General features: G+C 62.2%; 10 protein-coding genes. 5 read left to right on the forward strand and 5 right to left on the reverse strand.

The genetic code is table 11. The annotated features are described in order from the left end of the window. Window positions 1-37: 37 nt before the first annotated feature. The 5 genes from B3098_RS23220 to B3098_RS23240 all read right to left on the reverse strand — a co-directional run bounded on the left by B3098_RS23220 (window position 38) and on the right by B3098_RS23240 (window position 7,797). Entirely contained in the window at window positions 38-1,360 is a 1,323-nt protein-coding gene (locus B3098_RS23220) for an OmpP1/FadL family transporter (protein WP_175126198.1), read from the reverse strand. 63 nt (window positions 1,361-1,423) lie between these two features. After that, entirely contained in the window at window positions 1,424-3,385 is a 1,962-nt protein-coding gene (locus tag B3098_RS23225; RefSeq protein ID WP_286899210.1) for a 3-hydroxyacyl-CoA dehydrogenase NAD-binding domain-containing protein, read from the reverse strand. Continuing rightward, entirely contained in the window at window positions 3,382-4,674 is a 1,293-nt protein-coding gene (locus B3098_RS23230; RefSeq protein WP_286899213.1) for an acetyl-CoA C-acetyltransferase, read from the reverse strand. Before B3098_RS23230 ends, B3098_RS23225 begins: the two co-directional genes overlap by 4 nt. A gap of 12 nt (window positions 4,675-4,686) precedes the next feature. Further along, a complete protein-coding gene (locus tag B3098_RS23235) occupies window positions 4,687-7,035 on the reverse strand; it encodes an acyl-CoA dehydrogenase (protein ID WP_286899214.1) in 2,349 nt (782 codons plus the stop codon). A gap of 78 nt (window positions 7,036-7,113) precedes the next feature. Continuing rightward, entirely contained in the window at window positions 7,114-7,797 is a 684-nt protein-coding gene (locus B3098_RS23240) for a TetR/AcrR family transcriptional regulator (protein ID WP_286899215.1), read from the reverse strand. A 377-nt stretch (window positions 7,798-8,174) separates the two neighbouring features. On the opposite strand from B3098_RS23240, the gene B3098_RS23245 reads away from it, so the two are divergent. From B3098_RS23245 to B3098_RS23265, 5 genes are all read left to right on the forward strand, one after another. Then, window positions 8,175-9,779 (forward strand): glucosamine inositolphosphorylceramide transferase family protein, encoded by a 1,605-nt coding sequence (locus tag B3098_RS23245; protein WP_286899217.1) that lies wholly within the window; start codon window positions 8,175-8,177, stop codon window positions 9,777-9,779. Window positions 9,780-10,343: 564 nt separating this feature from the next. Beyond that, the gene (locus tag B3098_RS23250) at window positions 10,344-11,093 is read left to right on the forward strand and encodes a response regulator transcription factor (RefSeq protein ID WP_175138027.1); all 750 of its coding nucleotides are present in this window, start codon (window positions 10,344-10,346) and stop codon (window positions 11,091-11,093) included. Window positions 11,094-11,448: 355 nt separating this feature from the next. Further along, window positions 11,449-12,114 carry a response regulator transcription factor gene (locus B3098_RS23255; protein ID WP_191575823.1) on the forward strand — a complete coding sequence of 222 codons (666 nt, stop codon included), beginning with the start codon at window positions 11,449-11,451 and terminating at the stop codon, window positions 12,112-12,114. Window positions 12,115-12,648: 534 nt separating this feature from the next. Further along, the gene (locus B3098_RS23260; RefSeq protein WP_286899220.1) at window positions 12,649-15,666 is read left to right on the forward strand and encodes a toxin VasX; all 3,018 of its coding nucleotides are present in this window, start codon (window positions 12,649-12,651) and stop codon (window positions 15,664-15,666) included. Next, window positions 15,666-16,559 (forward strand): hypothetical protein, encoded by an 894-nt coding sequence (locus B3098_RS23265; protein ID WP_286899222.1) that lies wholly within the window; start codon window positions 15,666-15,668, stop codon window positions 16,557-16,559. Before B3098_RS23260 ends, B3098_RS23265 begins: the two co-directional genes overlap by 1 nt. Window positions 16,560-16,611 lie beyond the last annotated feature (52 nt).

Raw genomic sequence — 16,611 nt, forward strand, 5'->3', positions numbered from 1 at the left:
GCGGGCGAACGGCGCGCGGCCGTCCGCCCGTTCACGGCTAGAAGCGGGACGAGAGCTGCAGGCCGAAGATGTGGCCGCTGCTGTCGTAGGTGCCCGCGACGCGGCCCTTGGTGGCCTGGCTGCCGGACGTGGTGTCGATGTCCGTCTTGCGCAGGTACAGGTACGTGTAGCCGACGTCGATCGTGGTGGACTTCGTGGCTGCCCATTGCACGCCGGTCGAGAACCAGTACCGGTCGTTGTCGGGCAGGGAAGTGGGACGGTCGGCCGCATCGTGCACCGGCGATTGGTCGAAGGCCAGGCCGAACTTCCACTTCCAGGCCGGGGCGAACTTGTAGTTCGCGCCCACGGCGACGCGCCAGGTGTCGCGGAAGTTGAGCGGCAGCTCGTCGTCGCGCGCGCCCGGGCCCGAGTTCTTGATCTTGAGCTCCGGAATGCTGCTCCAGCCCGTCCAGGACACGTCGCCCAGCAGTTCCCACTTTTCGTTGAGCTGGTGCGTGGCGCTCAGGATCAGCGAGTCGGGCAGGTCGACGTTGGCCTTGGCGTCAAACGACACGGATTGGCCGGTGGGGCCGATGTTGTCGATGTCGGTGTCGCCCTTGGCCGAGTGCTTGATCTTCGAACGGTAAGACAAGCCGATGCGCGTGTCTTCGGTAGGTTGCAGCATGAAGCCGACGTTCCAGCCCCACGCGTCACCCTTCAGATTCAGGTCCGCGTCGCCATTCGTGGCCAGCGGCAGGCCGGCGATGGGCACGACGGTCTTTTTCTTGTAGGTCGCATCGATGTGCTGCCAGTTCACGCCAAAGCCCATCGAAAATTTCTCGTTGACCTTGTAGGCGATGGACGGGTTGACGTTGATGGTCTTGATGTCGAACTTGTTCGAGTGGTACTGGCCGACCCAACCGTCGTCGTATTCGGTCATCAGGCCGAAGGGGGCGCCGACGCCCAGGCCGATGTACCACTGCTCGTTCAGTTGCCAGGAGGCATAGATATTGGGCACGACGCCCAGGTGGCCCGCGTCCCCGCCATTGCCGCCGGTGGGAACCGAACCGTTCAAGCCTGATCCGGGAATACCGGGCACGCTGGGATTGCGGCTGTTTCCGTTGTCCGAAAACTTGAACGACGGTTTGATCAGGTTTACCCCGCCGGAGAAATTGAGCCCTGGCAGATAGGTCAAGCCTGCCGGGTTGAAATACATGATGCTGGCATTCTCCGGGTTTGCCGCCGAGCCGGCATACGCGTTGCCCAGGCCGCTGGCGTTCTGCTCCAAGAGCTGAAAGCCGGCAGCGTAGGACGTTGCGGATGCGCCCAGGCCGACCAGGATGGCCGACAGGGTGCTCAGGGACAATGGACGTCTGCGCATGGTACTGACTCCTCGAGTTGAATGTGTGTCTCTCTCTACCACTGCCGGCCTGTTGCTGCCGGTCTATTCGGCGCGAGCCGCTGTGCTGCGGTGCTGCTGGGTGCTGCCGTCTTCGTAATGCAAGGGGCCGCCCGTGAAAGGCGCGAAGCCCGTTCCAAAAATCACGCCGGCGTCGGCCAGGTCGGCGTCGGCCACGATGCCGCTGGACACGCGTTGCCGCGTGGCGTCGATCAGCGGCTGGATCAGGCGTTGCGCCAGGCCTGCCGGGGCGGCGGCGGGGTCGCGTTGCTTGACCGGCTTGCCGTCGCGCCAGGTGTAAAAGCCCTTGCCGCTTTTCTTGCCGAGTTCGTTGCGGGCCAGACGGTCTGCCAGGCATCGCGGCGGCGCCGCGCCGTCGGCAAGCTGCGCGCCAGCGTCCCGCGCGATGTCCAGGCCCACGGTGTCCGCCAGTTCCAGCGGTCCCATCGGCATGCCGAAGGCCACCATGGCGGCGTCCACGGTTTCCGGCGCGACGCCGTCGTCCACGCTGCGCATGGCCTGCAGCATGTAGGGCGCCAGCACCGCATTGACGAGAAAGCCGGGCGCGCTCTTGACCGGCAGCGCCAGCTTGTCGATCTGGCCGACAAAGGCGCAGGCGCGGGCTTCTATGGCGGGATCGCCATCGTCCGCGTGCACGACTTCCACCAGCGGCATCTTGGCCACGGGGTTGAAGAAGTGGATGCCTACCAGACGATCCGGACGGGCCAGGCCCTCGCGGAGCGTTTCGAGCGACAGGCTGGACGTGTTGGTGGCCAGCAGCGCGTCGGGCTTCATGCGCGGCTCCAGCGACTGGTACAGCGCGCGCTTGGCATCGGGCTGCTCGCTGATGGCTTCGATGATGACGTCCGCCAGCGGCACGCCGCCGCCCGCCGGATCCGGGACCAGCCGGTCGAGCGCGGCGCGCGCCAGGCGCGGATCCTTCAGGCGGCGCGCGTAGAGTTCGGCGGCGCGCTTGATGGCGGGCGCGATGCGCGACATCTCCTGGTCCTGCAGCGTGACGGTCATGCCCTTGAGCGCGCACCAGGCGGCGATGTCGCCGCCCATCACGCCCGCACCCACCACATGGACGTGACGGGCCGGCGCGACGCCGGGCTGCTTGCCATTGGCCTTCAGGCGCTCCTGCAGGCGGAATACGCGCAGCAGGTTGCGCGCGGTGCCGGACGAAATGATGCGGTCGATGAGGTCGGGCGCCTTCAGCGCATTGCCCCCATGTTTTTCCCAGATCTCCACGATGGCGGGCGCGGCCGGGTAGTGGCCGAGCGGATCCTTGGCCGCGATCTGCTTGCGGGCGCGGTTGGCGACGATGGCCTTGAACGGCCTGCGGTTCAGCAGTCCGCCCAAGCCGCGCGCGCGCCGGGCAGGCTTGCGCGACAGCACGGTCTGGCGCGCCGCGGCGAGCAGCAGCCGCGGGGGAACACGCGCGTCGACCAGCCCCAGCGAGGCCGCGCGGCGCGCATCGGCGCCGCGGCCGGTCAGCATCATGTCCAGCGCGGCGGGCGCGCCGATCACCTGCGGCAGGCGCAGCATGCCGCCCCAGCCGGGGAAGATGCCCAGCATGACTTCAGGCAGCGCCAGCGAGGCGCCGGGCTGATCGGCCACCAGCCGGTAGCGGCAGGCCAGTGCCAATTCAAGGCCGCCGCCCAGGCAATGACCCTGGATCAGCGCCAGCGTGGGATAGCGCACGCCGGCCAGGCGATTCATGAGGTTCCAGCCGCGCGACACCAGCCCGCGCGCCTGCTCGGGCGTGTCCAGCGTGGCGAATTCGTTGACGTCGGCGCCCACGATGAAGCCGGTGGCCTTGCCGGACTGGATGATGAGGCCTTTGGGCGGATCGGCGTCCAGCGCGTCCAGCACCACGGAGAGCTCGGCCATCGTGTCGGCCGACAGCGCGTTGACCGCGCTGCCGGCGCGGTCGAAGGTCAGCCAGGCGAGCCCGTCGGGGTCGCGGTCCAGGCGCCAGTGGGAAAGCGTGTCCAGTGTCGTCATGGGCGGTCCTCGTCCAGGGTTTCGACCAGCATCGCGCCGCCTTGACCGCCGCCGATGCAGATGGCCGCCATGCCGCGCCGGGCGCCGCGGCGCTTGAGCGCGTGCAGCAGATGCAGCACGATGCGGGCGCCAGACGCGCCCACCGGGTGGCCGATGGCGATGGCGCCGCCGTCGACGTTGAGCCGTGCAGGGTCCAGTTCGCCCCAGGCAGGTGTGCCGAAATTCTGCTGGCAGTAGGCCTCGTCCCGCCACGCGGCCAGGCAGCCTAGCACCTGCGCCGCGAAGGCCTCGTTGATCTCCCACAAATCCAGGTCATTCAAGCCCAGGCCGTGGCGCTGCAGGATCGGCGTGGCGGCATGCACGGGGCCCAGCCCCATGATCGCGGGATCCAGCCCGGCCCATTGCGTATCGACGATGCGGCCCAGCGGGCGCAGGTTCCATTTCTGAACGGCCTCTTCCGAGGCCAGCACCAGCATCGCGGCGCCGTCGGTGACCTGCGAGCTGTTGCCTGCGGTGATGTTGCCCCAGGGCTTGTCGAACACGGGCTTGAGCTTGGCCAGCTTGTCCGGCGTGGAGTCGTCGCGCACGCCGTCATCGTGGGGATGCAGCTTGCCCTGCGTGTCGATGAGCGGCGTGATCTCGGGCATGCCGGCCGCGCGCGCCGCAAGCGCGCGCTGGTGGCTGCGCGCCGCATAGGCGTCCATCGCGGCGCGGTCGATGTGAAAGAGCGTGGCGACGTTTTCGGCGGTCTGTCCCATCGACAGTCCCACCACCGGGTCCGTCAGCCCCTTGAGCAATCCGATGACGGGCGCCAGGTGTTTCGGCCTGAAGCCGCCCAGCGCCTTGAGCTTGGCGCCCAGGCCGCGCGCGGCGTACCAGCGCGACAGCCAGCGCACCATGCCGTCCGAAAACAACACCGGCGCGCGAGACAGCGCATCGGTGCCGCCGGCCAGCACCAGGTGCGAACGGCCGTTCTGGATGTTGGCGATGGCGGAGTCCAGCGCCTGCATGCCCGACGCGCAGTTGCGCATGACGGTCCACCCCGGCACCCGGTCGCCGCAGCCCAGCCGCAGCGAGATCACGCGGCCGATGTTGACTTCCTCGGGCGAGGGCGCGGCGCAGCCGACGATGACCTCGTCCAGATCCGTGGGCGCGTAGGGTTGGCGCAGCAGCAAGGCGCGGCCGGCCTGTACCGCCAGATCCCCGGCGGAGAAGGGTCCCGGGCCCGCGCGGGCCTTCAGGAAAGGCGTGCGTGAACCATCGACGACGTAAACCGGTTTGAATGCCATCCGCTTCCTCCCTCAGGCGACCTTGCGTTCGGCCGTGGGCCGGTCTGCGTCGGCGGCGCCGAGGTCAAAGGGGAAATCATCCACTTTGACGACGGTATCGCGCAAGCGGTTGCGGCGTTTGACGACCGCATACTCTTCGGCGGTGATCGCGCCGATGGTGACCGCCGCGTCGGCGATGTCGCGCACGTTGGCTTGCGGATTGCCGTCCAGCACGCCGCGTTTTTCGATCTCGCGGATCTTGGCCTCGATGGGCTCGGCCTCCAGCGTGGCGGCCAGCGCCTGCTCGATCGCACCCACGGGTTCGTCCGCGGTATCGGGCAGGTGGCAGCCTGCCGTCAGGCGGTCGCGCGTTGCGCTGGGGCTGATCAGCAGCCGGGCCACGTCCTGGCCAAGCTGGTCGGACGGCGGGATCTGGCTGTGGCCCCACGGGAACACGATGCGGCGGATGATCCACGCGACAGCGCGATTCGGGAAGTTATCCAGCACGCCGTCAAAGGCCTCCTGCAACTTGCACAGCGCGTCCTGGATCGACCAGTGCGCCAGCGGCGCGTCGGCCTTCTGGCGGCCTTCGTCCTCGAAGCGCTTGAGCGTTGCGCTGATCAGGTACATCTGCGACAGCACATCACCCAGGCGCGCCGACAGACGCTCGCGGCGCTTCAGGCTGCCGCCCAGCACCAGCATCGACGTGTCGGCCAGCAGTGCAAAGGCGGCCGAGTAGCGGCCCAGGAGCTGGTAGTAGCGCTTCATGTCCGGTGCGACGTCGGCGTTGACGGCCACAAAGCGCGCGCCGGTGAGCGAGGTGCCCAGCGCCCGCAGCGTGTTGCGCACCACGAAGCCCGCATGGCCCCAGAACGCGGCATCGAAATCATCCAGCCCCTGCTTGCGGTCCGGCGATTGCGCGGCCTGCATTTCCGCCAGCACATAAGGATGGCAGCGGATTGCGCCCTGGCCGAAGATGATCAGGCTGCGCGTCAGGATGTTGGCGCCTTCCACGGTGATCCCGATGGGGATCTGCTGGTAGGCGCGGCCCAGGAAATTGGACGGTCCCAGGCAGATGCCCTTGCCGCCGATCACGTCCATGCCGTCGTTGACGACCTGGCGCGCGCGTTCGGTGACGTGGTACTTCACGATGGCCGACACGACCGAGGGCTTCTCGCCCAGGTCCACCGCGCCCGCCGTCATGGTGCGCGCGGCGTCCATCATGTAGGTGTTGCCGCCGATGCGGGCCAGCGCCTCTTCGACGCCTTCGAACTTGCCGACCGGCATGCGGAACTGGCTGCGCACGCGGGCATAGCCGCCCACTGCGCGCGCCGTCAACTTGGACATGCCGGTGTTGGAAGAGGGCAGCGAGATCGAGCGCCCCGCGGCCAGGCATTCCATCAGCATGCGCCAGCCCTGGCCGGCCATGGCGGGACCGCCGATGATGAAGTCCAGCGGCATGAAGACGTCAGTGCCGCGCGTCGGGCCGTTCATGAACATGGCGTTCAGCGGGAAGTGGCGGCGGCCGGTGTCCACGCCGGGGTGATCATGCGGCACGAGCGCGCAGGTGATGCCCAGGTCCTTCTTGCCGCCCAGCAGCCCGTCCGGATCGTACAGGCGGAACGCCAGGCCCAGCAGCGTGCAGACGGGCGCCAGCGTGATGTAGCGCTTGTCCCAGGTGACGCGCATGCCGATGACTTCGCGGCCCTGCCATTCACCCTTGCAGACGATGCCGCTGTCGGGAATGGCTGCGGCGTCCGAGCCTGCCCACGGGCTGGTCAGCGCGAAAGCCGGCACCTCTTCGCCGCGCGCAAGACGCGGCAGGTAATGGTTCTTTTGCTCTTCGGTGCCGTAATGCAGCAGCAATTCCGCGGGACCGAGCGAATTCGGCACCATGACCGACACGGCCAGCGCGGAGGACCGCGTGGACAGCTTGGTCACGATTTCGGAGTGGGCGTACGCGGAAAACGCGAGGCCGCCGTATTGCTTGGGAATGATCATGCCGAGGAAACCCTCGGACTTCAGGTAGTTCCAGACGTCGGCGGGCAGGTCGAAGCGCTCTTGCGTGACGTTCCAGTCATTGACCATGCGGCAGGCGGCTTCGGCCTGGTTGTCCAGGAAGCGCTGCTCTTCTTCGGTCAGGCGGGGGCGCGGATACGCCAGCAGGCGGCTCCAGTCGGGACGGCCGCGAAAGAGTTCGCCTTCCCACCAGACCGTGCCGGCCTCGAGCGCATCGCGCTCGGTGTCGGACATCTGCGGCAGCACCTTGCGGTACAGGTTGAAGATAGGCGCGGACAGCAGCGCCCGCCGGATGGGGCGCACGCCCAGCAACACGGCGGCCAGGAGCGCAATGACAACCAGCGCGACGATGACTGCGTACATTTTCTTGTCTCCTCGTTGTTCTTCAGTTGCCTGGCGGTGACCGAAGGCGGCTCGCCGGCCTGTTGCGGTGGAAGGCGGTCAGGCGCCTCCGGGGCTTGCGTTCAAGTGCGGCAGGGGCGAGCGCAGCCCGCCCAGCAGGAAACTCTTCAGGCGCGGCAAGAGCAGCTCGCGGTCGTTGGGCTGTTCCGCCTCGTCGCCGGCCAGACCGGTGACCGAGCGCAGCAGGTCGGTGCCCATGATGGCGTACGACGTCGCGCCCAGCATGAACTGGAAGCGCCAGATGATCTCGGCGCGCGGCACGTCGGGCAGGGCGGCGAACAGCGCGTTGCGGTAGCGCGCGAGCACGTCGGCATATTCCTCGGCAAACAGCGCGCGGATGAAATCCGTGGGGTCGGTCATCGTGCGCTCCAGCAGCGGCAGGAAGGTGCTGCCGGCCTGCGCCGGATCGGCGGCCAGACGCAGGAGGGTGCCGAAGAACGCGTCCACGATCTGGGAGGGCTTCAGGGGCTTGCCGCCGGATTGCGCCTCGAGTTCGTCCAGAAGGCGCATGCGCTCGCGATTCAGCACTTCCAGGCGGCGTTTGAGCACCGCCTGCACGAGTGACTCTTTCGAGCCGAAGTGATAGTTCACCGAAGCGAGATTCACACCGGCCGCGCCCGTGATCTGGCGCATCGACGTCGCTTCGTGTCCCTGTTGCGCGAACAGGGACTCGGCGGTGTCGAGGATGGTTTCTCTGGTGGACGTGGCGCGGATTTCTTGCATAAGGTTGAATTCAAACGTTTGTTTCAAAGCATTATGCGGGAGGCAGGAATGAGAGGCGAGCCTCTGCTATCCCCAATAGGGTTTACCCCTAACCGTGCGCGCGTGATATGTCGGTTTTGCGGCACGTGCGCTTCGCATCGGGCGTAAGGACGAGACCCGCCGGAAAGAAGGATGAGGCGCGACATGTCCGCCAGGTTGAGTTTTGGCCGATCGGCCTCGGACACCGGCCCTAGGATGAATGTGCTCTGGAACGCACGCCCAAAACCCCGCAGTATCAGCGCGAGAACATGAACGCATTGCCCCGGGTGTGTGCCGGGCGAGGCACCTGCGCAGTCACGGCGCGGCAGGCCAATCGCCCTGATACAGGAGCACGAGAAATGAAGACGTACAAGGTGGGACTGCTGGTTGACGGGTATGAGCAACCCGGCTGGATGCACGAGATGGTTGAGTGGTTACTCCATAGCCAGGATTTCGACCTGACGGCACTGCTGGTGATGAACGGCGAAGCCGCCGATACCGCGCCCAGGCTGAGCGTGAAGGCACTGTTTGGCTCGCTGTCGCGTCTGGAAGGCAAACTGCTGCCGCAGAAGCAGCGGGACATGCTGGCCTGCCGCGACATGCGCGATGGCCTGCAGGAGGCGGGCGCGTCGGTGATCCCGCTGGCGCCGGGGGACGAGGATCCGCACGCGCGCACCGAGGTCCAGGCGCTGGGGCTGGACCTGGTCATCACGCTGGGTGCGTCGCCGGCCACACGGGCGCAACTCGCCAGTTGGTCGCGGCTGGGCGTCTGGCAGTTGAGCTATTCCGATATTGCGGTGGCGACAAGCCGGTATGCGGGTTTCTGGGAGGTCTTTCAGCGCGAGGATCACACCACCGTGAAACTCTGGCGCGTGGGCGCCAGGCAGGAAGACGACGAGCTTCTGGACCAGCGCAGCTTCAATACGGAAGTGTTCTGGCTGAAGAATCAGGCGCGCGCATTCAGTTTGGGAAACTTCATGGTCTACGACGCCTTGCAGGCGCTGGCCCATGACCGCCCGGGCGTCGCCCCGCCCGCCATGCAGATCATGAGCGGCCCGCGCCGGGCCGATCCGGCAGAGTGGGATAGCGCTGCATATATTGCGCGCCAGGCTTGGTTAATGTCCGATCTTGTTGTGCGCCGCATCATGAAACGCAATGTCCGCTGGCGGATCGGTATGTTTCCGTCTGCGCGCCAGCAGGCCGTGGTCTCCGAAGCCATGGTATTGCAGCCGCCAAAGGGCCGGTTTTTCGCCGACCCTTTCGTTTATACGCACGATAAAAAACCATATATATTTTTCGAAGACTACGATTTTACGTCCCGTAAGGGCACGATCTCGGTCGCGACCTACTCCGACGGGGCTTTCCGGCTGCTGGGCACTGCGCTGAACCTGCCCTATCACCTTTCGTTTCCGTATATTTTTGAACACGAAGGCGTGACGTACATGGTTCCGGAAACGTGCGGAAATCGCAGTATTGAACTGTGGAAATGCACTGAATTTCCGCTGAAATGGGAGCTTGATGTTAATCTGATGACCAATATTTCGGCCGTGGATACCATTATTTTTAAACACGGCGAATACTGGTGGCTATTAACAAATATCGATCGGACGGACGGGCAGAGCCATTGCGACGAGCTGTTCGCGTTCTTCTCCGATTCGCCACGTTCCACGACCTGGGCGCCGCACGCCTGCAACCCGATCGTGCGCAACCCGATGCGCGCCCGCAACGCCGGAATCGTTGTCTCGCCTGGGGGAGACGTGATCCGGTGCGCGCAGTACCAGGGCTTCTGTCACTACGGCAAGGGTGTCTCGCTCAACCAGATCGAGGAATTGACGCCTTCCACCTATGTCGAAACCGACGGCGAAATCCACTACGCAAACTTCCTGAGAAAACGCCATGCTTCAATGCACCATTGGCATCATCAGGGGGGGCACACGGTATTTGACTTCGCCTATATGGAGTAAATCCGCCTGCGGGCGTGTAAATAAAAAATGTTACCGTTATTTCGAATACAGGGACTGTTCACGGGCTTGATGTGTCTACGGATACAAGTTGACAGGTTTCCCTCTTCCACCGGCTATTCGACGCCGCGTCCGGCTGATGTCCCGACGCGGCTTTTTTTCGTCTGTAACAAGGGCCAGAGCGCCTGTGCGGGCCGCCCTGACGGGCCGTTTCATAGAGGGAGACACGTCCCCGAAGCCCGTCGCCGCTGGTGAAAACCCTAGCGGCGAAAAGGACGAGATGAACTTCTCATCCATATTTAGGAACGTGATTAAGGCTAACGATTGATTTCTGATTTTGTCGGATTATATCGCCCTGAAACGTCTTGATTTTGACAAATCCGAACCATAAGATGGGTTCCATGCCATCCGTTATGTTGGCTACCAAAGTCGCCCAGCCCAAACATCCCGGTTCAGCTTCATTAGATATTCCGGGATATGCGGACCACCCCCGCAGGGCTGGATAAAAAATAGTCTTCAGCACAGCGAAGATCCCTTCTAGGCCCGTCGAAAAACCGGGAGGACACCATGGCCAAGATGGTCCTGATTGAAGCTCATCCGCTACTGCGGTTGGGTTTGTGGCAGATTCTTAGCAAGTTGGATGATGTGTGGGAGATCGAGGGGATGGGCCTTGCGGACGTGTCCAAGGCCGACGGCGTGCACGCGGGCGCCGATCTTCTGATCTATGGTTTGCCAGTGGATACCGATGAAGCATGGAGCGCGTTGCACGAGATTCAGCGCGTTCTGACGCCCAAGCGGATTCTGCTTTTGACGGACGTCATGCCCTTGCCCATGCCGGTGCAAGGCCTGCCTGGCGCCAGTGTGTACGGTTGCCTGATGAAAACGGCTTCGGTCGAGATCCTCGAGGCCGCCATCCGCCTGGTCATGGCGGGCGGGCAATGCTTCCCCAGCGAACAGGCGCTGCAGGCTCCGGCCTCCACCGTATGCGCCTTGCCGTCGCGGGACGCGGAAGAAGCCGGCTCGAAGGGCACCATGCCCGTGAGCGCGGGGGCACAGCTCCTGCAGATCACGCCGCGCCAGTACGAAGTGCTGGTGCTGCTTGCACGGGGTTATCCCATCAAGACCGTCAGCCGGATGTTGAACATCTCGGTGGCGACGGCCAAGACGCACGCGTGCACGCTGTATCAACGCCTGCATGTCAAGAACAAGGGCGAAGCCGTTTACGCGGCGCTGCAACGCGGTGCGACCTTGGAATGGCATGAACCGAACGGGCGCGAAGTGGATGCCGGGCAGATCTATGGGCGCAAGCTCGGTTGAGTCAGTTTTGCGCTGCCTGCCCGGCAGCAGGAACGTCCAGTTCCAACGCTGCCGGGGTTGCGCATAGCCAATACGGCTAAGGCATAGAAAGCAGGTGTTCGGGTTGCTGTCACCTCGCTTTCCGCCACCAATCATCCTCCTGAACGAGATTCAGCGAACGTAGCCGCTGATAGCATGAGTTGTGTCCGCAAGCATGGATTGATAGGGCGAATCACTTAGTCTCGCCACTGCAATCCCAAGGCTGCGGACAGGATTCCCTTGAACCTGGCGACGCGCGTGAACCCGCGCCTTGCGCGGCGTCGCGCCAGCGTCATGGGAGCCGTAATGGGCCATGCGTCACAAGGTTCTTCCCGGGATGACAACCGTACTGATCGAAGACTACGCTCTGCTTCGTGTCGCAATTCAGCATGTGCTGGAACGTGTGCGCAACGCCGACGATATCCTGGCCATCTCGCCAGCTCACCTTCTCAATATGTCCAGCTCGATCAACAAGCCAGTGGAGTTGCTGGTGGTCGGTTGCAGCGGCACTGCGGAGCAGGACATCGGGCTTCTTTCCCAGGCGATGGCGTTCTTCATGCCCAGGCTGGTGCTTGTGCTGTATTCGGCGATGGACCAGAGCGTCATGGCCGCGTGCGCGCGCGCCGGCGTCGCGGGCTATCTGCCCAAGGCGTCCAGCCCCGACGCGCTGGCCGCGGCCGTCAGCCTGGTGATCGCAGGCGGCGAATGCTATCCCCAACCCGCAGGCAGGCCGCCCAGCACGACACACGCGTCCGTGCAGGAGCTGCGTGAACTTACGCAGCGGCAGGAGGAAATCCTGCAGCTCCTTGTGCAGGGTAAGACGATGCGCGAGATCGGCCAGCAGGTCGGCATCTCGGTCGCCACCGTCAAGAGCCATGCGCGCACGCTGTACTGGAAGCTCAATGCGCGCAACCAGGCCGAGGCCGCGTACATCGCGGTGCAGATGGGGTTGGTGCGAAGCTCGAATGGGCAGCCTGCGCCCGGGAAGGGCGAAGCGGGTTGATGCGATGGCGCGAGTCAGAGCCTGTGCGGGTGGCGATGCTGCCTGCACGGGCCCTGCTTTTTTTGGGCGCGTGAAAGTTATCGCAATAAAAGTCGTTCGTTGAGCGTGGTGGCATTGGTGCTGAGCCAATGAGATTTGCAACGCGCGTGGCTGACCCCGGCCACCATCAAACGAAGCACTTGCGAACGCGATCAAGTTCTCATCTGACGAACTTCAAAATCATACGTGTCTGATACCCAAGCCTGCGCTCGCGTGCCGTAATAGCCGCGCGCAGGCTGAGCACTCATCGGGGATGAGAAAGGCCTGTCGTTCCCGGGAGCACGCCATTCCTATCCAGTCCGATTTTCGGTTCACATTTGCCGTCTACGACAAGTCCTTCGTCGTCGTCGATTTCACATTGCAGAGAGGTCCGTCCAGGAACTTCGTGATGCATGTGGCCCTGGCTATCGCCAATGCGGCCGCCGACCTCCGCAATGTTCTTGATCACGCAGCGGCGCTCACGATCCGGTGTCACGCCATCTTGAGGAACCCGACATGACGCGGCCCTACAAAAAAGCACTGGGTCCCGACCGTCCCAATGAAAAACAACTGGGCAAGGCCATCTCACCGCCAGCGTGTCAGCGATGCGTGCCCATCTATCCTTTGCGTTATGGCGTTGCAGAGCGCTCCTGGGAAGAAGGCGTGTTTCCGACGCTTAGCACCGATGGCTATCCCGAGCTGGCCGCTGGCAAGGCATACGGCCTGCGTGTGCTGCGTCCCGGCGCCTACGTCTACCTGTGCTATTTCCAGCACGGCCGTATGTGGACGCAGCACTATCAAGTCACCGATGACCTGCGCTTTGCACGCATTTGGTGGACTCGCGAAGACGATCAGGATGACATCCCGGGGCGGCTCGCTCGCCCCGAGATCGCCAGCGCCAGACCCTATCTATCTGCCCCAGAGAGCAAGACAGCGGACATTGTCTACCTGCTGACCAGTGAGACGATGCTCACCCATGCCCGGCTATGGAACATTGAAAATGATGCCGATGGCATCCGCACCAGGTTGGCGACAACGGTCAGACCGTCCGGTGGCGTTGAACAGCCCCACGCGTTCAACATTGCGCTGCTTGCTCACGCAACACCGGAACTGCGACGACCCGGCTCGAACGAAAAGCCGGGCTACGCATGGAGCGAGATATCTCTCCCCGAGTCGTTCACGACCTACGACACCGTCATTCCAGGCGCTCACGTCGAGCTTGTTCCGATAAGGGATATCGTTCCGCTGGCGGTCGTACTGCACGACCCGATCGGCGTCGTGAGTGAATTGGCGCATCTCGTCGCTGTTGCCGCGGCAGATCGGCAGGTTTATGAAATCGATAACAATCACGCATACACGAGCGCGACCGTCATCAAACAGTACTTGCAGAGCGTTCAGAAGCAGGCGACCCCGCAAGCCTACGCCAAAAGGCGAGATCTGGTTCGCTTCGATCAAAACAGCAATGCGGATGTCTTGTTCGGGAATGCTGTTCCATACATGCAAGCGTACGAACAAGCGGTCCAGCGGAAGCAGTCCGTCATCGACACGCTAGTGAACGACCTAGAGAGTTGGATCAAGACTGGGGGCAGCGCCATAGCCAAGGATTGGCAGGATGGGTGGTTCGGCAAGGTGCTGTCCTGTTTCGACCTGGGCGCAAAAGAGAATGCGCAAGACTATGAGCGCGTTGTTGCCCACTGCGTTGGAAATCTGACTCACAGCGAAAGTGGTCGATCCACTTACCGAAAGATGTTGTTGGCCCAACCAGAAAAAAGTCCTGTCTGGTTGGCGCTGGGTCACGGCATCCGAGAGCTGCACGGCAGCTTCGCCAACCCTCCGCTGCTGAAAAATGTGCTGGACATTGGGGTTGCCGCCTTTGCGCCAATCTTTGAGTTCAATGTCTCTTATCCGGCGACTAAGTCCTCAGATGTACTTGTAAAACAGATGTTGTCTCAGCTGGGCGATATGAGTTTGCCCGATGCTACGGCCGATAGGATAGTTCGACGATTACGCCTATTTGCTGAAGTCCGTGTTGGCAGCACGATCGTCACGTACCGCGTTTCTAGTGCCGAGGCGCACTATCAATACTCCCAGTTTCATGGAGAGCAAAGAATGAACACCGAACAGCTTAGGAAATGGGGTATTACTGTTAAGCAGCCATTGCGCAATCAGGCTGCGACCGTGCTGCTTTACGAAGAGGTGCGCGTGGGTGATCAGGTAAAACGCATTTCGTCCGCTCAACCCACAGTGAACAATCGGCAGCCGTTCCAACTTGAAGGCAACGTATTCAAGCGTATGTTGGAGCAGGGCCGTCAAAGTCGGGTCTACGGCGCCGCGCAGACTGCGATTGTGCGCGGGGAATATGGGTTTACAGGTCTAGCCGCGATTTCCGCCATCATGGCGCTTCGATCGTCGATCAAAGATTTCGCGAACGGCAAGGTTGATCGATCATTTGTCGGGGTCGCTATCGGCGCTAGTGCCTTTGCTGCAGTGACAGCTGTAATCAGCGCCGGTTTGTTTGTGAAGGGCGATCTGATCCAATTACGTGCATTGGCGAACGGAAAGTCCCTTGCCTTAGCGCGACAGGCTGCATTGAATTCTCGAGTACAAGCCACATTCGCGGGCGCGATAAGTTCCGGTATTGCGGCCATCGGGGACGGGTTGCGCGCTGCTTACGCCTTTACCACGCAACAGAATGCCGAAGCCGGGCGAATGTATCTGGCGTCGGCTGGATGTGGAGTCTTGGCGGCAGCTGGTTTTCTTCTAAGCGCCTCAGGTACCGTCCTCGGCGTCATCGGGCCAGTCGGCTGGTTTGTGTTTGCGTTTATTGCCACTGTCGGAGTAGCTTACTTCAGCGTTCAGGCCGCTCTTGCGAAATTCCAGCCCGATGAAGTGTGGTTGGCCCACAGTTATTGGAGTCTGGGTGATCGGAAATATCGCTATAAAAATCTGGAACAGGAACTCACTGCCTTTCACGGTGCCGTGTATGGCGTTCGCGCTGTAGCGAATTGGGAAACTCCCTCGATGTCAGCACGAGACATCGTGATTCGCAGCATCCCTGTTTACGGCCTCTGGCAAGACAGCTTTGACCTGAAACGTGCTGCCGCCAAGGAAAGCATAGGGACACTTTCGCTATCTATAGCCCTGCCTGGCTATCCCACTTTAGGCGAAGGCACGCCGTTCACGGATCATGCTGACGTTTTCCAGTACACCCTCAAAGCCAGGAGAAATGGCCAAAGCCTGAGTATGGTCCGCGGACCTATCGCAACTGCTCCGGGTTACCGCTTTCCCTATGACACGGAATGCCTAGTTATTGGTAAGGACTTCATTCAAGACGGTACTCGTCAGTTGAGTTGGCAAATTAGTATGCGAGGAGATACGGAGGTCTTGTTGGATTACTGTTACAGGCCGGACATCGTGAACCAGCCAAACCTCGCACTGTTTCCCCAGCAGGAGCCGCTTGTTTTTACAAGCGGTGCGTGGCTCATAGATCCTATTCGCGAAGAATTGGTCGCTCCAGTTCAGGAGCCAAAATAATGCGCACGACTAAGCAGATTCTGCGGGAGCGTCCATCCTTTAGGGAGATCCAGAGTAAGTGGCGGCTGTTTCGCTTCGCGAGTACGTTGCTGCCTCTGCGACCTGACAGGGAGGATCCTGCCGCCATAGAGGCAACGCGGTTCAACGAGCATTGCATTGAAGTTGTCTCTGATACGTTGCAAAACGAAAATGCAGGAATTTTTCTTCGAATGCTTACTCTGTATGGCCTTCTTTCATCTTTATTTGCGGTGTTTGGAGGCTTTGGCGGGTGGTCTGTAGGCGTATTGATACTTACACTTGGCATACCTTGTATGGGGCTTCTGTGGTTCTTCCTTTTTCGCGCTTTGGCGCCGCGCTACCGTTACCGCGGCTCGAAAGTACGTTTTGATCGCCGTAATCGCCGCGTCTATTATGTCCCGTATCCGGAGGAAAGCTCGGAGGCAATATGGGAACTTGATTGGGATCGCCTCCAGGGCATTAGGTGGATGACGGGTCATGCGCAACCATATCTTTATCTTGTGGGCTATACCTGCAATCTGCCTGAGCCGGAGTTGGTCAGGATACCCATAATGTCAAACGAAAGGGTTTTTGCGGGCCATATCTGGACATGGCTTCATCGATTTATGGCCAAAGTTGAAGGTTTGCCGCCGCCCATTATCATCACGCATCCTCAAAAACCGCGTGATGTGCTCATGCGTTACGGTGGCCGCTGGGTCATGCGGTCACTGACGAAGAGCGAACGGAGATGGTTGCCCCTGACGATCTGGGTGGATCTGGCTATTCTGCTGCTATACATGCCGTCTTGGGCCCTGCCGCAACTAATTGTTCTCCAGTATCCCGAGATCGAATTTCCAGAGGAGAATGATCGATATTGTGGTTTTTCTACAGGCTAAACAAGAACCGCGGCGCGGGGTGATGCTTTCCATGCTGCCCTGCAGCTACCAG

This window comes from Achromobacter sp. UBA2119, assembly GCF_002331005.1.
Taxonomy (GTDB): Bacteria; Pseudomonadota; Gammaproteobacteria; order Burkholderiales; family Burkholderiaceae_B; genus Achromobacter; species Achromobacter animicus.

What these genes read in the sequence shown, in the direction of transcription:
- B3098_RS23225 (WP_286899210.1), bottom strand. Translation starts at nt 3,385, where the DNA reads ATGACGACACTGGACACGCTTTCCCACTGGCGCCTGGACCGCGACCCC.
- B3098_RS23250 (WP_175138027.1), top strand. Translation starts at nt 10,344, where the DNA reads ATGGCCAAGATGGTCCTGATTGAAGCTCATCCGCTACTGCGGTTGGGT.
- B3098_RS23240 (WP_286899215.1), bottom strand. Translation starts at nt 7,797, where the DNA reads ATGCAAGAAATCCGCGCCACGTCCACCAGAGAAACCATCCTCGACACC.
- B3098_RS23230 (WP_286899213.1), bottom strand. Translation starts at nt 4,674, where the DNA reads ATGGCATTCAAACCGGTTTACGTCGTCGATGGTTCACGCACGCCTTTC.
- B3098_RS23255 (WP_191575823.1), top strand. Translation starts at nt 11,449, where the DNA reads ATGACAACCGTACTGATCGAAGACTACGCTCTGCTTCGTGTCGCAATT.
- B3098_RS23245 (WP_286899217.1), top strand. Translation starts at nt 8,175, where the DNA reads ATGAAGACGTACAAGGTGGGACTGCTGGTTGACGGGTATGAGCAACCC.
- B3098_RS23235 (WP_286899214.1), bottom strand. Translation starts at nt 7,035, where the DNA reads ATGTACGCAGTCATCGTCGCGCTGGTTGTCATTGCGCTCCTGGCCGCC.
- B3098_RS23260 (WP_286899220.1), top strand. Translation starts at nt 12,649, where the DNA reads ATGACGCGGCCCTACAAAAAAGCACTGGGTCCCGACCGTCCCAATGAA.
- B3098_RS23220 (WP_175126198.1), bottom strand. Translation starts at nt 1,360, where the DNA reads ATGCGCAGACGTCCATTGTCCCTGAGCACCCTGTCGGCCATCCTGGTC.
- B3098_RS23265 (WP_286899222.1), top strand. Translation starts at nt 15,666, where the DNA reads ATGCGCACGACTAAGCAGATTCTGCGGGAGCGTCCATCCTTTAGGGAG.